This is a genomic window from Stieleria magnilauensis (genome assembly GCA_007753675.1).
GTDB classification, from domain to species: domain Bacteria; phylum Planctomycetota; class Planctomycetia; order Pirellulales; family Pirellulaceae; genus Stieleria; species Stieleria magnilauensis.
Genome location: CP036432.1, coordinates 1115355 through 1132201 on the forward strand (window position 1 = coordinate 1115355; position 16847 = coordinate 1132201).

At 58.7% G+C, this 16847-nt stretch carries 15 protein-coding genes; 6 read left to right on the forward strand and 9 right to left on the reverse strand.

Annotated features, from left to right (window positions below):
- Window positions 1–250: 250 nt before the first annotated feature.
- On the forward strand, window positions 251–910 hold the full coding sequence (locus TBK1r_RS04055) for a metallophosphoesterase family protein (RefSeq protein ID WP_145207646.1): 660 nt from the start codon (window positions 251–253) through the stop codon (window positions 908–910).
- 18 nt (window positions 911–928) lie between these two features.
- On the opposite strand, the gene TBK1r_RS04060 is transcribed toward TBK1r_RS04055, so the two are convergent.
- Window positions 929–1585: a hypothetical protein gene (locus tag TBK1r_RS04060; RefSeq protein WP_145207647.1), complete on the reverse strand. Its 657-nt coding sequence runs from the start codon at window positions 1583–1585 to the stop codon at window positions 929–931.
- A 228-nt stretch (window positions 1586–1813) separates the two neighbouring features.
- Here TBK1r_RS04060 and TBK1r_RS04065 point away from each other — a divergent pair, with 228 nt between their 5' ends.
- Window positions 1814–3964 (forward strand): hypothetical protein, encoded by a 2151-nt coding sequence (locus TBK1r_RS04065; RefSeq protein WP_145207648.1) that lies wholly within the window; start codon window positions 1814–1816, stop codon window positions 3962–3964.
- Here the strand turns inward: TBK1r_RS04065 and tmk are convergent.
- Window positions 3943–4581: a dTMP kinase gene (gene tmk / locus TBK1r_RS04070; protein WP_145207649.1), complete on the reverse strand. Its 639-nt coding sequence runs from the start codon at window positions 4579–4581 to the stop codon at window positions 3943–3945. The genes TBK1r_RS04065 and tmk overlap by 22 nt on opposite strands.
- A 245-nt stretch (window positions 4582–4826) precedes the next feature.
- Between tmk and TBK1r_RS04075 the strand changes: the two genes are divergently transcribed.
- Together TBK1r_RS04075 and TBK1r_RS04080 are read left to right on the forward strand one after the other, a co-directional pair.
- On the forward strand, window positions 4827–5102 hold the full coding sequence (locus TBK1r_RS04075; RefSeq protein WP_419580947.1) for a response regulator: 276 nt from the start codon (window positions 4827–4829) through the stop codon (window positions 5100–5102).
- 443 nt (window positions 5103–5545) lie between these two features.
- Window positions 5546–6367, forward strand: coding sequence for an N-acyl amino acid synthase FeeM domain-containing protein (locus TBK1r_RS04080; protein WP_145207650.1), 822 nt, complete (start codon window positions 5546–5548; stop codon window positions 6365–6367).
- Window positions 6368–6410: 43 nt separating this feature from the next.
- On the opposite strand, the gene TBK1r_RS04085 is transcribed toward TBK1r_RS04080, so the two are convergent.
- On the reverse strand, window positions 6411–7436 hold the full coding sequence (locus tag TBK1r_RS04085; protein ID WP_145207651.1) for a helix-turn-helix transcriptional regulator: 1026 nt from the start codon (window positions 7434–7436) through the stop codon (window positions 6411–6413).
- A gap of 805 nt (window positions 7437–8241) precedes the next feature.
- Here TBK1r_RS04085 and rsmG point away from each other — a divergent pair.
- On the forward strand, window positions 8242–8913 hold the full coding sequence (rsmG, locus tag TBK1r_RS04090; protein WP_145207652.1) for a 16S rRNA (guanine(527)-N(7))-methyltransferase RsmG: 672 nt from the start codon (window positions 8242–8244) through the stop codon (window positions 8911–8913).
- A 107-nt stretch (window positions 8914–9020) separates the two neighbouring features.
- On the opposite strand, the gene TBK1r_RS04095 is transcribed toward rsmG, so the two are convergent.
- From TBK1r_RS04095 to TBK1r_RS38245, 5 genes are all read right to left on the reverse strand, one after another.
- A complete protein-coding gene (locus TBK1r_RS04095; RefSeq protein WP_145207653.1) occupies window positions 9021–9989 on the reverse strand; it encodes a UDP-glucuronic acid decarboxylase family protein in 969 nt (322 codons plus the stop codon).
- Window positions 9990–10197: 208 nt separating this feature from the next.
- Complete coding sequence (gene panC / locus TBK1r_RS04100; RefSeq protein WP_145207654.1) at window positions 10198–11055, reverse strand: pantoate--beta-alanine ligase; 858 nt, start codon at window positions 11053–11055, stop codon at window positions 10198–10200.
- 12 nt (window positions 11056–11067) lie between these two features.
- Window positions 11068–11487: a bifunctional nuclease family protein gene (locus TBK1r_RS04105; RefSeq protein WP_145207655.1), complete on the reverse strand. Its 420-nt coding sequence runs from the start codon at window positions 11485–11487 to the stop codon at window positions 11068–11070.
- Window positions 11488–11581: 94 nt separating this feature from the next.
- On the reverse strand, window positions 11582–13831 hold the full coding sequence (glgB, locus tag TBK1r_RS04110) for a 1,4-alpha-glucan branching protein GlgB (RefSeq protein ID WP_145207656.1): 2250 nt from the start codon (window positions 13829–13831) through the stop codon (window positions 11582–11584).
- A 234-nt stretch (window positions 13832–14065) separates the two neighbouring features.
- The gene (locus TBK1r_RS38245) at window positions 14066–15001 is read right to left on the reverse strand and encodes a hypothetical protein (RefSeq protein ID WP_419580948.1); all 936 of its coding nucleotides are present in this window, start codon (window positions 14999–15001) and stop codon (window positions 14066–14068) included.
- Between the two features lie 367 nt (window positions 15002–15368).
- On the opposite strand from TBK1r_RS38245, the gene TBK1r_RS04120 reads away from it, so the two are divergent.
- Entirely contained in the window at window positions 15369–15794 is a 426-nt protein-coding gene (locus TBK1r_RS04120; protein WP_145207657.1) for a YkgJ family cysteine cluster protein, read from the forward strand.
- Here the strand turns inward: TBK1r_RS04120 and TBK1r_RS04125 are convergent.
- Entirely contained in the window at window positions 15791–16789 is a 999-nt protein-coding gene (locus TBK1r_RS04125) for a Gfo/Idh/MocA family protein (RefSeq protein ID WP_145207658.1), read from the reverse strand. The genes TBK1r_RS04120 and TBK1r_RS04125 overlap by 4 nt on opposite strands.
- Window positions 16790–16847: the final 58 nt, after the last annotated feature.

A 16847-nucleotide genomic window follows, 5' to 3' on the forward strand; every position in this document is an offset into this window, starting at 1 on the left:
GTGAGCGAAGCACCGCAAAAGCGGGCCTGGCGAACGGGGAAAGCCTTGCCGTCGTGATCGCTGCCTAGACAGTGTCGCTGAGCTTTCACAAACTTTCAACGTAGAAACGACTTTGAGACCACCTGTTCACCTGAACTCTATTTAAACGAACGCTGATCTCGCACACTTTGTACCCAAAACGACCCTGGTGGGGGGGCAGAGTGTGCAATGCCCGGGATCGCTGGAAACGCCGGCTACGATAGGAATATTTGTGACGCAACGATTGATCGCGATCGGAGACATCCATGGTTGTCGCACCGCCCTGGAAACAGTGTTGGATGCGATTGATCCGACCGGCGAGGACATCATCGTCACGCTGGGCGACTACATCGATCGGGGACCGGATTCTCGCGGGGTGATCGACACCCTGATTCGACTCGCCGATCGTTCGCAGTTGGTCGGCGTGCTGGGCAACCACGAAGAAATGATGTTGGAGGTCCTGCATCACGGCGGATCGCACCACGCCTGGTTGAAATATGGCGGCGTGGAGACCTTGGAAAGCTATGGCTTCGACGGCGATCTTGATTTCTTGCCGCCTGAACACCAACAGTTTCTCGATTCGCTCGGCGATTTTTATGTCTCCGGTGACTTCTTCTTCACCCATGCCGCCTACGATCCCGAGTTGCCGTTGGAAGAGCAAGCGATCGAAATGCTGCGTTGGTATTCGCTGACCAATGGCATTCCGCCCCAACATCAAAGCGGCAAGACCGCGGTGGTCGGACACACCGCCAATCGAGACGGAGAGATTCTCGACTCGGGCCACCTGATTTGCTTGGACACCTATTGCTATGGCGGCGGTTGGTTGACGGCGATGGACGTCAACACCCGGCAGGTTTGGCAGGCGAATGAAAAGGGTGAGCTGCGGCAGTAAGCACGGCCGCAGGAAGTGCTACCGACGACGACGCTGAAGGACCACGCCGCAGCTGGCGAGCATCAGCATCGTTGCCGCAGCGGGTTCCGGAATGGCGACCGCGCCCACCGTCACGACGCCCGGGGTGAAGCTGAAATCGATCTCGTCACCGGAGGCTTGTGCGAAGAATGATTCCGGACGGACGCTCACGCCATATTGGTCACCCGCAGTTGCCGCCGCCGATGACCCGCCGAGAAGATGTGCAAGGTCAACGCTCGCCAGCAGGTGTCCGCCGGTGACCGACGTGTTCGAAAAATCCGCGGTGCCGTCACTGACAATGATTTCGACGGGCGATGAGACAAGCGTCGCATCGAATCCGTTGATAACGGAATCACTGTTGCCCACAAAGATGTAGTCGGCGTTCTGAAGAAACGTTTCCGATTGTGGATCGACGAAAACCAATGAACTGCCCGGAGCGGCGCTCAGCGGTGTGATCTGCAGAATCAACTCAAATTCAGCCAAATTCTGCGGCGGTGCGTCGCTGGCGATCCCAATATCCAACAACAGGTTGCCGCCCGGATCGACCGTTCCGCTGCCGACGGAGATTTCAAAATCGGCCTTCGCCGGGGCGACCGACAACAACAACGCGGTCGAAACGGCAATCAGTAGTCGGGCAATCGCGTTGGACTTGGGCATCAGTCGTGGTCCGAGAAGAGCGTGTGGGATCGCCCGGTGCGACGGGAGAATCACGGGAGTGTTCACCCAGTAGAATAGTTAGAAACCGAACCGGGATCGAACACTTTCCCGACCCGTCCCGATTTTTGCACCGTTGCCCCCGTTGTGATCGCGTTGATCTTTCGTCCCAATCACAATGTCAATGAACCCAGCCATGACCCGACCGACGCGGATTGGAAACAGCTACGCATGACTTCAACCCTGACCCCCCGCCGGCCGGTCGCTTTCCCCCCGGGGTTCGTCCCACGAACATCGTTTCGCCACATCGCGATCGCATCGATCTTGTCCCTGGCGGTGCTGGGGTTTGTCGAAGCGGTTCAGGCGGGGATGAGTAGCGAAAATGTGGTGGTGGTGGTCAACGGTGATTCGATGGTCTCGCGGACCGTCGCCAACTATTACATCGATGCACGCAAGATCCCGACGAAGAACGTGGTCGTGCTGAGCGACGTCCCGAGCGGCCTTCATGTCGAATTGGAGGCGTTTCGCGATCAGATTCTCAAACCGCTGTTGGCCGAGATTGATGCGCGGGGGATCTCGCCCGTCGCCCGTGTGATCGCCTATTCGGCGGGCTTTCCCACCGCCGTCAAGATCTCGTCGCATTGCGACAAGCTCACCGATCCGACGGCGAAAAAGTACCAGTTGCCGGTCGCTTCGATCACGGGCCTGACCTATTTCTATCGCTACGTCTTGGCCGACGATCCCGGATACCTGAGTTTTGCGTCCAACCTGTATGCGCGGGGAAAATTCGAGCGGCACTTTCTGAACCCGTTTGCGGGAGAAAAAAAGTCCGAGTTTGAAGCAGCCATGAAACTGCTCAAGGAAGAAAAGTACGCCGAATCGGCAGCCATTTGGAGGAAGCTGCACGAGGGGCACCCGAAGACGATGCCGGCGCTGGCGCTTCGCGCCGCCGAGGCGTATTCACTCGATGGGCAAGCCGAACCGGCGGTCGAGATGATTCGTGCGGCACTCAAAGCCGGCTGGCGATCATCCAGTTATCTGACCGAGACGCCGGCACTGGAAAAACATCTCGACGACCCACTGATTCAAAAAGCCCTGCCGTATCTTGATGACAGTCCGATCGCTTGGCAGGGACCGCAAGCGTTTTCGTCCAGCGTGGGGTGGACGTTGACCGGCAGCCCGGTGGAAATCAAAGACGGTGGGATCCCCTATTTGTGCGCGTGTTCGTTGGCCGTCGTGCATCCAAATGGTTCCACCCTCAGCGATGCCGTTCGGATTCTGTTGCGCGCCGGCAAGGGCGATCGAACGTTTCCCCGAGGTCGCTTTGCGTTCAGCACGACCGGAGACGTTCGATCAAAAACCAGGTTTCCGGGCGTCGCCGACACGATCGTCTATCTGCAAGAAAACGGATTCGAAACCGAAGTGTTCAATGCCGTCGTTCCCTTCAAAGAAGGAGCGATCGTTGGTCTGATGCTCGGCACCTCGACGGCCGATGTGATGGGAAAGCCATGGATCCTGGTGCGGGGGTCGATTGCCGAGAACTTGACCAGTTACGGCGGGGCATTCGATATCGGATCCCAAACCAAGTTGACGGCGTTCCTCAGTGCCGGCGCCGCGATGTCGAGCGGTGCGGTCGCCGAGCCCTTTTCGCTGCAGTACAAGTTTCCCACACCGATGCTTTATGGGTACTACGCCCGGGGACTTTCGGCGATCGAGTCCTTTTATCAATCCGTTGCGTCACCCTATCAATTGCTGATCGTGGGCGATCCGCTCGCGCAACCGTTCGCAAAAGCGCCCGATGAACTGGTGGAAGCACGCTTCGTCACCGACGGCAGAAGGCGGATGAAAATCTCACGTCGTTCGCTGCGATTAAAAGTCCCCAAGTCGCGACCCGCTTCGTTGGAACTGTCCATCGATGATCGGATGTTTCAAGTCGTTCCGCTGACCGGTGCCGTGGAGGTCCAAACCGTCGACATCAATTGGCCCGAAGGCACGTCCGGAATCTATGACGTCCGTGCAACACTAACCGGGCTCGATCGTACCGAACCTCGCGTCACGTTTGTGTCGCAAGTCGACGTTCAAGGCGATCGCCCCGCGCCGACGGCCACCGTCACCAAGGCACGCCAACAGGCCGACGGGTTCGGCAATGACGGCAGCAACGCGACAGCGATCGACGTCAGCCTGCAATGTCCCGGTGCCGACCGAATCGAACTCCATCATCTCGGTCAAAGCGTCGCGAACGTGGAGGGCGACGAGGGCACGGTGACAGTGGAAACCAAGGCTCTCGGTGGTGGCCCCTTGCGGTTTCGTCCGATCGCGTTTTTCGGCGAAACGAAAGTCCGTGGCAAAACGCTGATCGATCAGGTCGACGCGCTCAAATAGTTCTCCACCGCTTTTCGAATCTCCGCCTGCACTTCCTCAGGCGAACGCGCGGCGTCGATCACGGCAGTGAATGGACTCGCTCGGGGCAGCTCGGTCAGAAACGATTGGCGGACCGACTCCATGTATTCCGCCCCACGAGATTCCATCCGGTCGGTGGGCCCTTCGATCCGACGCAACGCTTGTTCAGCCGGCATGTCCAGCAACAGCGTCAAATCGGGGTGGACCCCCCCGTTGGCCAGCTCTCCCATTTGCCAGAGCAAGTCCGGGGAAACCCCCGTCGGGCCATCACTGACACTTTGGTAGACCACGTTGGCCAACAAAAAACGATCGCTAATCACGCTTTTTCCGGCGGCGAGCGTCGGTCGAATGGTCGTTTCAACCATTTCACAGCGGCTGGCCATGAACAGCATCGCCTCGGTTCGTCGATGCATGGTCAGCTGGCTTTCGAGCAACAGTGCTCGTAAGCGTTGACCGATTTCCGAACTTCCAGGGTCGCGTGTCGTCAGGAACTCCATGCCGAGTTCACCCAGGAGACGCTCCAGCCCATGGATTTGCGTGGATTTACCGACGCCGTCGATCCCGTCGATGGCGATGAAATGACCTGTTTTGGGGGGCATTGAGACTTATTTTGAAACGTAAAAAAGGGAATCAATCAACGGTGCGATTCGACTGGATGGAGCCGATTTTCGGTAGGGGAAGTCGGCTGATGTTGCTGAAATGCGGCGTTCTGCCACCTCCGGCGACTCTGTGAATGCCTAACAAGAGTGGTTTTGGGTTTTTAAGCTTGATTAATGTGCTCAGAAGGGGTAAGTTCTTCCCCTTGCAGCCCTAGTCAAAGGATGTCTCTCTTTAGGAATGGCTGATGAGTACTAACAGTCTTGTTCGCTTCACACGGTCTTGTCCTACGTGTGGCCGGCGAATTCAGATCCGTGGCTCGTTGCTCGGTCGAGTCGTCGCCTGCCGTCATTGCAATGCGGAGTTTGTGGCGTCGGCATCGGATGACGCAACCGGCAGTATTGATGACGCGCAGCGGTTGATGGATCGAGTGGAATCGGTGCTGTCGCGAAGTCAGCCGCCAATGATCGACACCCCTACTTCGACCACCACGCCCGCCTCGACGACCACGCCCGCCAGCTGAGGCGCAACGGGACCTTGAGCTGTTCCTCGTCGTGGTGGCGTGCATTACGAGGGCAAATCTCGCGCTTTGTAGCACAATACTGCAAAGTGAAGCGTCGTTTCTTCCAGTCCGGGCCCGTAGGCTCGCGCCAAACGGCTGATCATGGTTTGACATCAGCCGGTTCGTGCCAGCGTCCGGGCCTTCCCATTTGGCTGATTGGCCGTTTAGCCCGCTGGCTGATTGATCGAGTGCCCGCCAGGCTGGACACTCGCTGACCAAGTGGTTGTCATTAAACCGGCGATGGGCGAGCCGACGTGCGACCGGACGGGGGATCACGTGGCTGGTTGCGCATTGGCCCTCTTTTTGCTCCTGGACTTTGTTCGGGCATCTGCCGCGAACTATGGAGCTTGGCAATGGGCAAGGCTGAACGTTTAGAGAGACGATTAGAAAGACGACTCGGAGCAATGGCGCCTGCTTCGCAAGCCATGACTGCCGAAGAGACCCAAGTCGTCGACGACGAAGAGGCATCGGGCGTTCGCGTTGATCGGCCGCTTGTGCCGGCGATGACCGCTGCGGAAACATGGAATCCAAGCGAGCTGTTTCAGGTCAAATGTTTCACCGCCCGTTCGCTTCAAGATTATGAAGCAGCTTTTCGGACGTTGCACGACAGTTACGTTCGCGCTGGGCTTTGTGATCCGACTGCGAGCGGGATGCGTGTCTTGCCGTTTCACCTGTGGCGAGAGACACAGGTCTTTTCCGGGCGGGCGGATCACAGACGCGTCGCAACCCTTTCGTTGGTGTTAGATGAAAACAATCGACTGCCGATGGAGGAAGTCTTTGAGGAAGAAGTTCAGCGAGAGCGCGAGAGACACGAATTGACCGCTGAGCTTTCTTCGTTCGCCGTTGCACCTGATTTTTCCCAGCCCCGGACGGAGCATCTGGTTGCCATGACGGCTGCCGCCGTGCAGTTTGCGCGTTGGCAGGGCGTCGACGATCTGTTGGCGACGGTGCACCCGAAACATGTCCGTATCTATCGCCGCATCATGGGATTTCAGCAAATCGGAGAGGTCGCGCCGCACGGAGGAGTGATGGGGCGACCAGCGGTCCCGATCGCAGCACCGGTCAACGACATCCAAGCCGTTCATCCACGGTTCTTGCAATGGTACTTTGGCAATCGGATTCTGAAGGAACAGGTTCGTCGGAGTTATCTGTCCGAGCAGGGCTATCGGTATTTTCGACCGTTTGCCATTGGTGCCGAGGATGGTCGGTACCGCCGTCCACGTTGATCAGTGCGTCCGCCTGGCCAGTCACTGTTCGACCAAGTGTTGTTCACGTGTAGTGGGCGACCATCTCTCGCACCGATTCGGCGACCGTCTCGCGGAACTCGGCCGGCTCGATGACCTCCGCATCCGCACCCAGGGAGAGGACTTTGGGCAGGATCTCCCGCGGGTGAGCGGCCGGGACGGTCAGCATGGTCTGGTCGTCGCCCAGGTCTTCCAGCGATTGTTCCGGATGCCAGGGGTCTTCGCGAAGGTAGGCGGCACTCCGTTTTCCCAAGCGAATTTTGACCAGCGTCGTGGAATCACCCGAGAAGATTCCGATGCTGCTGCCCAGGTACTTCGACAAGTCGATCTGTGGATCAGGCTTGAAGTATTCGTCCAGCAGCGTGGCATGATGAAATCGATCCAGTTTCCAATTCCGTAAACGCTGGCGGTTCTCCGCTTGATCGGTCGTTGTCGTGCCCGGGACCGCTGCCACGATGTAGATGCTGCTCTGATAGACGGCCAAGCCGTAGGGTTCAATTTTTCGAGTCGACACCGGTTTGCCGATCGATTCGTATTCGATTTCGACGAGTCGATGCTCCAGGATCGCGCGGTTGATCGTTTTCAGCATCCCTTCTTGGCGTTCGTAGGATTTGCTGGGCGAGCCGAAGACGTGCAGCGCGGCACGGTACCGCGCGTAGTGATCGAAGACGCCGTTGGGCACCGCTTCTTGGACTTTATTCCAGAAGGTCTCGATGCCACGCCAGTATTGGGTGCCCATCAGCGGATAGAGCAGTTCGCGTCCGATCGACAGGGCGATCAATTCGGTCGCCGAAATGCCGATCTCGTGGACATCGGTGGTGTTTTGGCCCAATTTGAACACGCGTCCACGTTGGACGGTTTCCGATTGGATGTCAAAGCCCGCGGCCTGCAGTGCTTCTAGATCGCGGCGGACCGTCCGCTCGTGCAGTTTGGTCAGACCCAAGTCCGCGACCAAATCGCCTCGCAGTTCTTCCAGGGTGCGACCGAAACGCGACAATTCGAGCAGTTGGAGCAACTTGTGCTGGCGAATGAGTTGTTCATTGCGTGCCATTTGGGATTCGTCTCCTTACGAGTCGCGACCAAAAGAGAACACGAGTTGTGCCGCTCGTGAAGCCCCGGCGTCGAGTCGGGGTGGCCGGATTCTACGCGTCACCTCGGCTGCGGAGCAGTGGTGTGCCACTGGATGGACCAAAAATCGATCCCATTTCTCGCGTCGCTCCCACCGCCCGGGGTCTGTCCCCGCAGTGTACATTCCGTACACTACGGGGTCTGTCCCCATGCGGAAATTGTGTACACCTCGGGGGCTGTCCCCATGCACCTCGGGGTCTGTCCCCATGCGGGAAATGTGTACACCCCGGGGTCTGTCCCCGGGTGGGGAATGGGACGGATGGGACGAATAGGACTTATGCGTCTTATGGGTCCCCTGGGTCCTATGTCGCTGCGGGGCTTTGGGTTTTGCCTGGTCACTTGTGCACACCTGGGGTCTGTCCCCGGGTGGGATGGGGTCTGTCCCCATGCGGGAATTGTGTACACCGCGGGGTCTGTCCCCGGGTGGGGAATGTGCACCGTGGGGTCTGTCCCCATTCGGGAATTGTGTACACCGCGGGGTCTGTCCCCGGGTGGGGAATGGGACGGATGGGGCGAATAGGACCTATGCGTCGTATTGGTCCACTGGGTCCCATTCTCGTGGCGCTTGGGGTCTGTCCCTGGGCTGGGGCGTGGGACCGGGACCGCTTGGGGCGTGTTCCTGGGGAAGCGGGCACGGGGATTTCGCGAGCGTCGGGGATGTTCCCAAACTCAGGTGATTGCATCATCATGCGGGTTCAGACATTTCGCTCTTTTAACTTTGCCAACCCATGCCTCTCGATCCAGATTTTGAGACCGCCCTGAAGAACCATGCCGTCGAACTCGACGGCAACGTCGCTGCTCGATTGCAGGCTTATGCGGAGGCGATGTGGAGCTGGAACGAAAAACTGAATTTGACCCGTCACACGACGTGGGACCTGTTTGTCGGCCGTGACTTGCGAGATTGCCTGCAATTGGCACCCATCCTCGATCCGGGCGAGGAAGTCTTGGATCTGGGCAGTGGCAATGGCGTGCCGGGGATCCCACTGGCGATCCTGCGACCGGACATCGATGTCTCTCTGGCCGAATCGGTTGCCAAGCGAGCCAGCGTGCTGGGCGAATTGATTGCCGACCTGGATCTGCCGGTACCGGTCTATTCGGCGCGGGGCGAGGACCTGTTGGAGGACTTCCGCTTCAGCAGCCTGGTCTGCCGCGCCGTGGGAAGCATCTCGAAACTCTGCCGCTGGATCGAGCCCCATTGGAGCAACGTCGACCGCATGCTGCTGATCAAAGGCCCGAAATGGATCGAGGAACGTGGCGAAGCCCGGCATCAGGGCTTGATGGGCAATTTGCAGTTGCGCAAGGTCGCGTCTTACCCGCTCGGCGACGAGACCGATGAAGAGCAAGGCGCCATCGTCCAGATTTGGCCGAAGGGACGCGAGCTGTCAATGAAAATCAGCTGACGGGCAAAGCTGATGGGCAATGCGACGGGCGGGCGACCACGCCCACGTCCAGGGCTGGATCATTCTTTCTCCGCTGGTCGTTGATCAGCCCGTTTGATGGGAGGCCCTCAAACGTAGTTGGGCGTCGGCGGACGGTAGTCGCCCAGGTCGATCGACTTGAACCAATCGATCGTTTGCCGCAATCCATCGGCGAGCTTGATCTTGGGTTCCCAGCCGAGTTCTTGCTTGGCCAGCGAAATATCCGGCCGCCGACGGGTCGGATCGTCTGCCGGAAGCGGTTTTTGAACCAATTTGCTCGCCGACCCGGAAATCTCGATCACCTGTTCGGCCAATTCGCGAATCGTGAATTCGTCCGGATTGCCGATGTTGACCGGTCCGACAAAATCATCGTGATTCATCATCGCGATGATCGCGTTGACCAGGTCGTCACGAAAACAAAACGAACGAGTTTGAGAGCCGTCGCCGAAGATCGTGATGTCTTCGCCGGCCAAGGCTTGACGAATGAAGTTTGAAACGACGCGTCCGTCAAAGGGGTGCATCCGGGGGCCGTAGGTGTTGAAAATCCGCACGATGCGGACGTCAACGCCGTTGCTGCGGTGGTAATCCATGAACAGCGTTTCGGCCGCCCGTTTGCCTTCGTCATAACAGGCGCGAATCCCGATCGGGTTGACGCTGCCGCGATAGGATTCCACCTGCGGATGGACTTCGGGGTCGCCGTAGACTTCGCTGGTACTGGCTTGCAAGATTCGTGCGCCACAGCGTTTGGCGATGCCCAGCATGTTGATCGCCCCCATCACGCTGGTTTTCATCGTCTTGATCGGGTTGTACTGGTAATGCCCGGGGGCGGCCGGGCAGGCCATGTTGTAGATCTGGTCGACTTCCAAAAACACCGGCAGGGTGATGTCGTGACGGATCAGCTCAAAATTGGGCAAGTCGAGCAAGTGGGCGACGTTGGTCTTCTGGCTGGTAAAAAAATTGTCCAAACAGATGACATCGTGGCCCTGCTGGACCAGACGTTCGCACAGGTAGGAGCCCAAGAATCCGGCACCGCCGGTGACAAGAATGCGTTGAATCATGTGTCGGATGGGTAAGTCGTTGAGAATCACTCGCCCGTCCACTTGCTCGGTGAGCGAGTGAACGGTTGAATCGGCCGCCGCACTTGGACGGACATCGTATCGAAACCTGCGTCTCGGCACGACCGCGATCGCGGCAGTTTCGCTGCGATCGCGGTGCTACGTCAAAATGGAAGGCTTCTTGACCCGGAAAATGCGACCTGATCTTCCATTACGGGTCGATCAGTCGGTTGTCGATCAACCGCGTCGCGCCGACTTTGGCTGCGATCAGCGCGACGGCTCGGTCGTCGAGCTGCCGGATCGGTTGCAAGGTTTGCGCATCGACGAGTTTGGCGTAGTCGATGGAGTCGACGCCCTGTTCAGGTCCGTCGGCCAACAACGTCGCCTGCATGATGCGTTCGATTGTGGCGGCATCGCGTTGCCCGTCGTGGACCGCGTGCTCGGCGGCATCAAGCGCCGCGAACAGCCGCAGCGCCCGGATTCGTTGTTCGGCGTTCAGGTAACGATTACGGCTGCTCATGGCCAGTCCATCGGTTTCGCGCACGGTCGGACAGGCAACAATCTCAATGGGAACATTCAGATCTCGGACCATCGCCCGGATCACACACAGTTGCTGATAGTCTTTCTGGCCAAAAAATGCGTGCGTGGTCGGAAGGATGTGAAACAGTTTCAGCACGACCGTGGCGACGCCTTGAAAGTGCGTCGGTCGGAACTCGCCTTCGAGGGATTGGGCGACACTGGGCGGCTGGACCGACGTGCTGAATCCGGGCGGGTAGATGTCGTCCGATTCAGGGACAAAGACGGCGGAGACACCTTCGCGGCGCAGCCCTTCCAGGTCGGCATCGATCGTTCGCGGATAACGGCTCAGGTCTTCGTGGGGCGCGAACTGGGTCGGGTTGACGAAAATCGTGGTGACGGTGTGGTCGCACTGGCCGACGCTGGTGCGTGCCAAAGAAAGATGGCCTTCATGCAACGCCCCCATCGTCGGCACCAAGCCGACCGATGCATCGCGACGGCGCCATTGCCAAACAAGCTCGGTGGCCTGTTTGGTCGTTCTTAGAATCTGCATTTCGCTCGTCGGTTAAGGCATGCTCGAGGTCGCTTCGGCAAGCACATGCTCTGCGACAAAGATCGGCAACGGCGGCGAGAAGGTGACGGCGACGGCGATCGCGTCACTGGGGCGAGAATCGATTTCGATCATCTCGCCGTCTTCGGTCTCAAGCCGCAATTGAGCGTAATAGGTTTGATTGCTCAAGTCGCTGATCACGACGCTATGGATCGAAGCGCCGAGCGCCTCGGCCGTTCGCACGACCAAGTCGTGGGTCAGCGGTCGGGGCGGTTGATAGCCGTCTTCTTTGACACGTCGGTCGATGTTGGTCGCTTCGAAAATGCCGATCAAGATGGGGAACTCACGCTCCCCATCGATCTCGCGCAAATAGATGACTTGGCTTTCGGTCAGCTCGGAAATGATGATCCGAGCAAGTTGCATTTGAACCGGCATCGCGGCGGACCAGAATGGGACTGGAAATCAAAAAACGTTACGCTGGTTCCAAGTTTACCACCGATCGCGGCCACCGACACGATGCGACGGCGTGCTATTTTTCCAGACGGAACATCGTGACACCCAGCGGCGGCATGTTGACAAGGATGCTGTCGGGGCGTCCGTGGTGGCCGTCGCCGGTCGATTTCGAGCCGGGATAGTTGCCGACGTTCGATCCGCCGTAGCGTTCGCTGTCGCTGTTGAAAATCTCTTTCCAAAAACCGCTCTTGGGCACGCCGACTCGGTAGTTCGACCGCACCACCGGTGTGAAATTGCAGCAGATCAAGATCGGCTCGGTCCCCGGCAGGCCCTTACGCAGGAACACCAACGTGCTTTCCTGCCAATTCATGCAGTCGACCCATTCGAAACCGTCGCCGGTGAAATCCAATTGGTGCAACGCCGGGTTTTCGATCACCAGTTTGTTCAGATCCGAAACCAGATCCTGCACGCCGCGATGAGATTCGAAATCCAACAGCAACCAATCGGGGCCATCGTCGTGGTTCCATTCGTTCCACTGAGCCAATTCGCCGCCCATGAACAACAGCTTCTTGCCGGGGTGTGTCCACATGTAGGAATAGAGCAACCGCAGGTTGGCAAATTTCTGCCACACGTCGCCAGGCATCTGGCTGATCAGTGAGCCTTTGCCGTGAACAACTTCATCGTGCGAGAGCGGCAGCATGAAGTTTTCGGTGAAGGCATAGATCATGCTGAAAGTCAGATCATTTTGATGATGCCCGCGGTGAATGGGTTCCTTCTGCATGTACGTCAGCGTGTCGTTCATCCATCCCATGTTCCACTTGTAGGTGAAACCGAGTCCGCCGTCATAGACAGGTCGTGAAACGCCCGGCCACGCCGTCGACTCTTCGGCGATCGTCACCGCACCGGGATGGTGTTCGTGAACGGCCACGTTGAACTCGCGGAGAAAATCAATCGCTTCCAAATTTTCGCGACCGCCGTACTGGTTCGGAATCCAGCCGCCGTCTTCGCGGCTGTAATCCAGGTACAGCATTGAAGCGACCGCGTCGACTCGCAGGCCGTCGATGTGGTATTTCTCCAACCAGAAGATCGCGTTGGCGACCAGGAAGTTGCGGACTTCGTTGCGACCGAAGTTGAAGATCATCGTGCCCCAGTCCGGGTGTTCACCCTGGCGTGGGTCTTCGTGTTCGTACAGCGCCGAGCCATCGAAGCGCCGCAGCCCGTGCGCGTCTTTGGGGAAGTGGGCCGGAACCCAGTCGACCAACACGCCGACATCATGTTGGTGCAGGTAATCGACGAAGTACATGAAGTCTTCGGGGCTGCCGTGCCGACTGGTGGGGGCGAAGTAGCCGACCGTCTGGTAGCCCCACGAACCGGTGAAGGGGTGCTCGGTGACGGGCAGCAATTCGACGTGGGTGAAATTCATCCGGTGGCAATAATCGACCAGACGATGCGCCAAGTCACGATAGTCCAGCCAGCCGTGCGTGCGGCCGGGGCCTTTTTGCCAGCTCCCCAAGTGGCACTCGTAGACGTTCATCGGGGCGTGCATCGGATCGGTTGCCGCACGCCGCTCCATCCACGCATCGTCGTTCCACTGGTGCTTGTCCAAATCCGTGATGATCGATGCGGTCAACGGGGGCAGCTCGGCGGCGAACCCGACCGGGTCTGTCTTGTCGATCCATTGACCGTGCTGGTCCAGAATTCGGAATTTATATTTCTGACCCGCCTTGGCACCCGGGATGAACAATTCCCAGATCCCGACGGACATGTCCAGCTTGGCGACGTGACCGCGTCCGTCCCAGCCGTTGAAATCACCGACCACCTGGACGATTCGGGCGTTGGGCGCCCAGACGGCGAAATTGACGCCATCGATGTCGTCGACGGTACGCAGTTGGGCGCCGAGTGCTTCGAAGAGCCGATAGAATTTGCCTTCGCCGAGCAGGTAACGATCGAAATCGGTCAGAATCGATGGCACCGCGTAGGGATCGTTCGTCTCGATGAGTTTGCCAGTTTTGTCAGCCATTTGAATTCGATAACTTGAGTGCGTCGAGGGTGTCACCTCATCATTATGCCCGATCGAGGTCGCGTCGACCGTGCCTGAGCAGATTGCCTCAAAAAACCCCGCTGGATGCAGTTTACGCATCGGTCGACGCTTTCCGGTGGGCTGATCGACGATCCAAGCGGCCTGGGCATCCGGCAAAAAACTGCGGACGGCCGTCGCTTTCGTGCCGCGGTAGTCGACCGTGTGCGGGCCGAGGATTGACGAAGGATTCTCCAAATGACCGTCAACGAGTCGTCCGAGATCGGTGAGGGAAATCTGTGTGTGCATGTCGAAAAACGATGGGTCCAAAAGGGGCAAATTTGACAAGCGACTCGCAAAATCCATTGCGGAGCCGGGATTGAATGACTGCGGAGCCGGGATTGAATGACTGCGGAGCCGGGATTGAATGACTGCGGAGCCGGGATTGAATGACTGTGGAGCCGGTGAAACCGGCAAACCGCCAGGGGTGCGAACTGCCAACGAGGCACGCCGCGGCGATGGTCGGGAGCGGGATGTCCCGGTTTATTCCGATTCCAGGTCTTCGGCGGTAAACCGTCCGCGGCGGCGGAGGCTGGATGGTGTCGGGGGGGCGGCCGCGTCGCCGTTGATCAGCCGACGCAACCGTCGGCTGGGGGCCGGAACGCTGCTGCGAACGTTGTGTTGTGATGCGTTGGACGCTGTGTTTGGGAGGTTGCCCAGACGTGACTGGCTTGCCGGTGGGTCGATGCGGTAGTGGGATGGATCGGCCGGCGAGGGCTGCCGCGGCAGTCGCACCGAAGCCGAGCGGGTGGTCGGATCGAGATCAGCGTCTTGGCCGAGATCAGCGTCCTGACCGAGAGCGTGGTGCCCGTGGCTGACCAGGCAGGAACTGACCAGGCAGGCTTGCACGCGATGAATCGCCAGGGTGCGATCGATCCGGCGCCACAGGTCGGCGTGCTGCACATCGATCCGACGGCCAAAGTGTTCCCAGCGAAAGTTGTTTTGGCGCCAGCGGGGCAGCGAGTTGGAGAGCGAACGAATCAGGTAGCGATTGTTGCTCAACAGCGTCACCGCGCTGGGGCCTTCGAGTGATTCCAGTCCCCGGACGGCAGCCAACAACGTCAGCCGATTGAGGTCGCCGAGTTCTTGGTCTTCGGCATCTAAAATCAATTCCCCGTCGGCCGCTTCGAGTGTGAATCGCCACCGTCCATCGGTGAGCGATCGCGAGTAGGCTTCGCAAACGAGCAGGTAATCCGTTTCAATTGCTGAGTTCTGGTGGGAGGGGAGTCCAGAGGAGGGCACGGCAATTGGTGGATTATGGAGGGCTCGGTTTTGCGTCATCAGCGAAGGGCCGACGGGGTCCATTGGGAATGACAGCTTCACGGCACGCAGCTCCATTGACGATGCTTCGGGAAGAAAACAGACTCGCGTGACATCAGCGAGTGACTTGGCATCCGGGCCGCCTGACCAGTGATCCATTCCATTGAGTGCGACGACGAGAGTTGCCCGCAGGATTGGGAGGGGCAGGCACTCTCGTCGTGCAAGAGTGGACTCGTCAAACTTTGCCGCGTCGCCAAAGTTTGTCCAGTAGATTTTGCTTGCGCCGATTGAAGGCCGCTGTCAGGACGCTACCATTCGCTACAATCGGTGCCCTTTACGGCTCGACCCGTCTTCGCGCCGGCCTGTTGATGGAGTCGGTTTTTCGAATGCACGCGATCAGGTCAGTCACGATGCGTCAGCGAGGGACGCCGCGTGGCCCCTTGCTCACGCGTGCGGGCTTGGATCAACTGGCCGGCGCGCCTCCCGCACCACCGCATCGCCAAGTTCATTTCTGTTTCCAATCATCATGCCGAGCAACACTCAACGCCCCTGGTACCACGACGGTTTGCGGTTCGAATGCACGCAGTGCGGAGCGTGTTGCAGTGGCGATCCGGGCTACGTCTGGGTCGAACAAAACGAGATCGATGCGATGGCCGAAGCGATGAGTTTGTCGGTCGACGAATTTGAATCTCAATTCGTCCGCCGCGTCGGTGCGCAAAAGAGTTTGCGTGAGTATCCCGACGGCGATTGCATCTTGTTGGATCCCCAGCAGCGGACGTGCTTGGTTTACCAGGCACGCCCGATTCAGTGCCGGACCTGGCCGTTCTGGGATTCAACGATCGAGACCAAGAAAGCATGGCGGGAGACGTGCGAGGAGTGTCCCGGCGCCGGCAAAGGCAAGCTGTACACGTTCGATGAAATCGAAGTGCAGCGAAAGCAGAAGAGTGTCTAAACCTGCCACTGGCAGATTTGTATGGCGTCGGCGGCCAGATTGCCATCGAGCAAGGGCGACACTTCACCGCTACGAATCGATTCGGCCGCCGCGTCGAGTTCCTTGACGAAGCTGGAGATCGGATCGCCGCCGCCCAGATCAGGTCGTTCGACGCGTCCGTCTTGATGAAGAATCACCAGCGGGATGGTCGCCGTGGTTTCGTCGGCATAGGCGGCGAACTCAAACTGAATCGTTGCCCGTTCGAAGGAGACTTCGTAGCCGTGGGTGAAGCCCCGCGCCGGAGAATCGATGACGCCGCCGCCGGCCGAAACCGGTCGCCCGTCGGGATAGCGGAACAGCGTTTCGTAAAACTTCGGCACCGAGTCTTTGCGTATGCAACTGCTTTCCACCGAGTCCGGCATCCCGAACAAGACGCGAATCAAATGGGCGTCATGGACGTGCAGATCGATCAGCGGCCCGCCGACACTGGTCGGATCGTAGAAATCCGGAATCCAATCCGGCGGTGAGATCGTGCGTTTGAATCGTCCCGCGATCGGCCGTCCGAAGCGACCATCCTGTGCGGCGTCGACCAACAGCCCGAACTCGGGCATGAACGGCAACACGTGGGCGACCATCACGTCGCCGGGGCCGCCGAGTTCCGCCAACCGCCGCGCATCGTCGGCGGTCAAAGCCAACGGTTTCTCGCACAGCACTTTTTTTCCGGCGGCGATCGATTTTTCGATCGCTTCGGCGTGCAAACTTGGCGGCAAACAGATGTCAATCAAATCGATCGAATCATCGGCCAACATCGCGTCGAGTGATTCGTACACGTTCATGCCGGAAACATCGATTTGCTCGCCGGGAGGGCCAAAGTTACCCTTGATCCCCGTCCAATCGCCGCCACGTTTTGCTTCGTTTCGACTGCAGAAAGCCACCAAGTCAGCTTGATCACTTCGCTGGTAAGCCAGATAGTGGATCCAGCCCATGAACCCGACGCCGACGATTCCCGCACGCATACGCTCTGTTGTCCTATTCAAAGTAAGTTTTCGGGCCATTGTAGCTCGTCGTCTCCAA

Coding starts and splice junctions, on each gene's coding strand:
- TBK1r_RS04125 (WP_145207658.1), bottom strand. CDS start 16,789: ATGCGTGCGGGAATCGTCGGCGTCGGGTTCATGGGCTGGATCCACTAT.
- TBK1r_RS04085 (WP_145207651.1), bottom strand. CDS start 7,436: ATGGCACGCAATGAACAACTCATTCGCCAGCACAAGTTGCTCCAACTG.
- TBK1r_RS04075 (WP_419580947.1), top strand. CDS start 4,827: ATGAGTACTAACAGTCTTGTTCGCTTCACACGGTCTTGTCCTACGTGT.
- TBK1r_RS04120 (WP_145207657.1), top strand. CDS start 15,369: ATGCCGAGCAACACTCAACGCCCCTGGTACCACGACGGTTTGCGGTTC.
- glgB (WP_145207656.1), bottom strand. CDS start 13,831: ATGCACACACAGATTTCCCTCACCGATCTCGGACGACTCGTTGACGGT.
- TBK1r_RS04065 (WP_145207648.1), top strand. CDS start 1,814: ATGACTTCAACCCTGACCCCCCGCCGGCCGGTCGCTTTCCCCCCGGGG.
- rsmG (WP_145207652.1), top strand. CDS start 8,242: ATGCCTCTCGATCCAGATTTTGAGACCGCCCTGAAGAACCATGCCGTC.
- TBK1r_RS04060 (WP_145207647.1), bottom strand. CDS start 1,585: ATGCCCAAGTCCAACGCGATTGCCCGACTACTGATTGCCGTTTCGACC.
- TBK1r_RS04080 (WP_145207650.1), top strand. CDS start 5,546: ATGGCGCCTGCTTCGCAAGCCATGACTGCCGAAGAGACCCAAGTCGTC.
- TBK1r_RS38245 (WP_419580948.1), bottom strand. CDS start 15,001: ATGGATCACTGGTCAGGCGGCCCGGATGCCAAGTCACTCGCTGATGTC.
- tmk (WP_145207649.1), bottom strand. CDS start 4,581: ATGCCCCCCAAAACAGGTCATTTCATCGCCATCGACGGGATCGACGGC.
- TBK1r_RS04105 (WP_145207655.1), bottom strand. CDS start 11,487: ATGCCGGTTCAAATGCAACTTGCTCGGATCATCATTTCCGAGCTGACC.
- panC (WP_145207654.1), bottom strand. CDS start 11,055: ATGCAGATTCTAAGAACGACCAAACAGGCCACCGAGCTTGTTTGGCAA.
- TBK1r_RS04095 (WP_145207653.1), bottom strand. CDS start 9,989: ATGATTCAACGCATTCTTGTCACCGGCGGTGCCGGATTCTTGGGCTCC.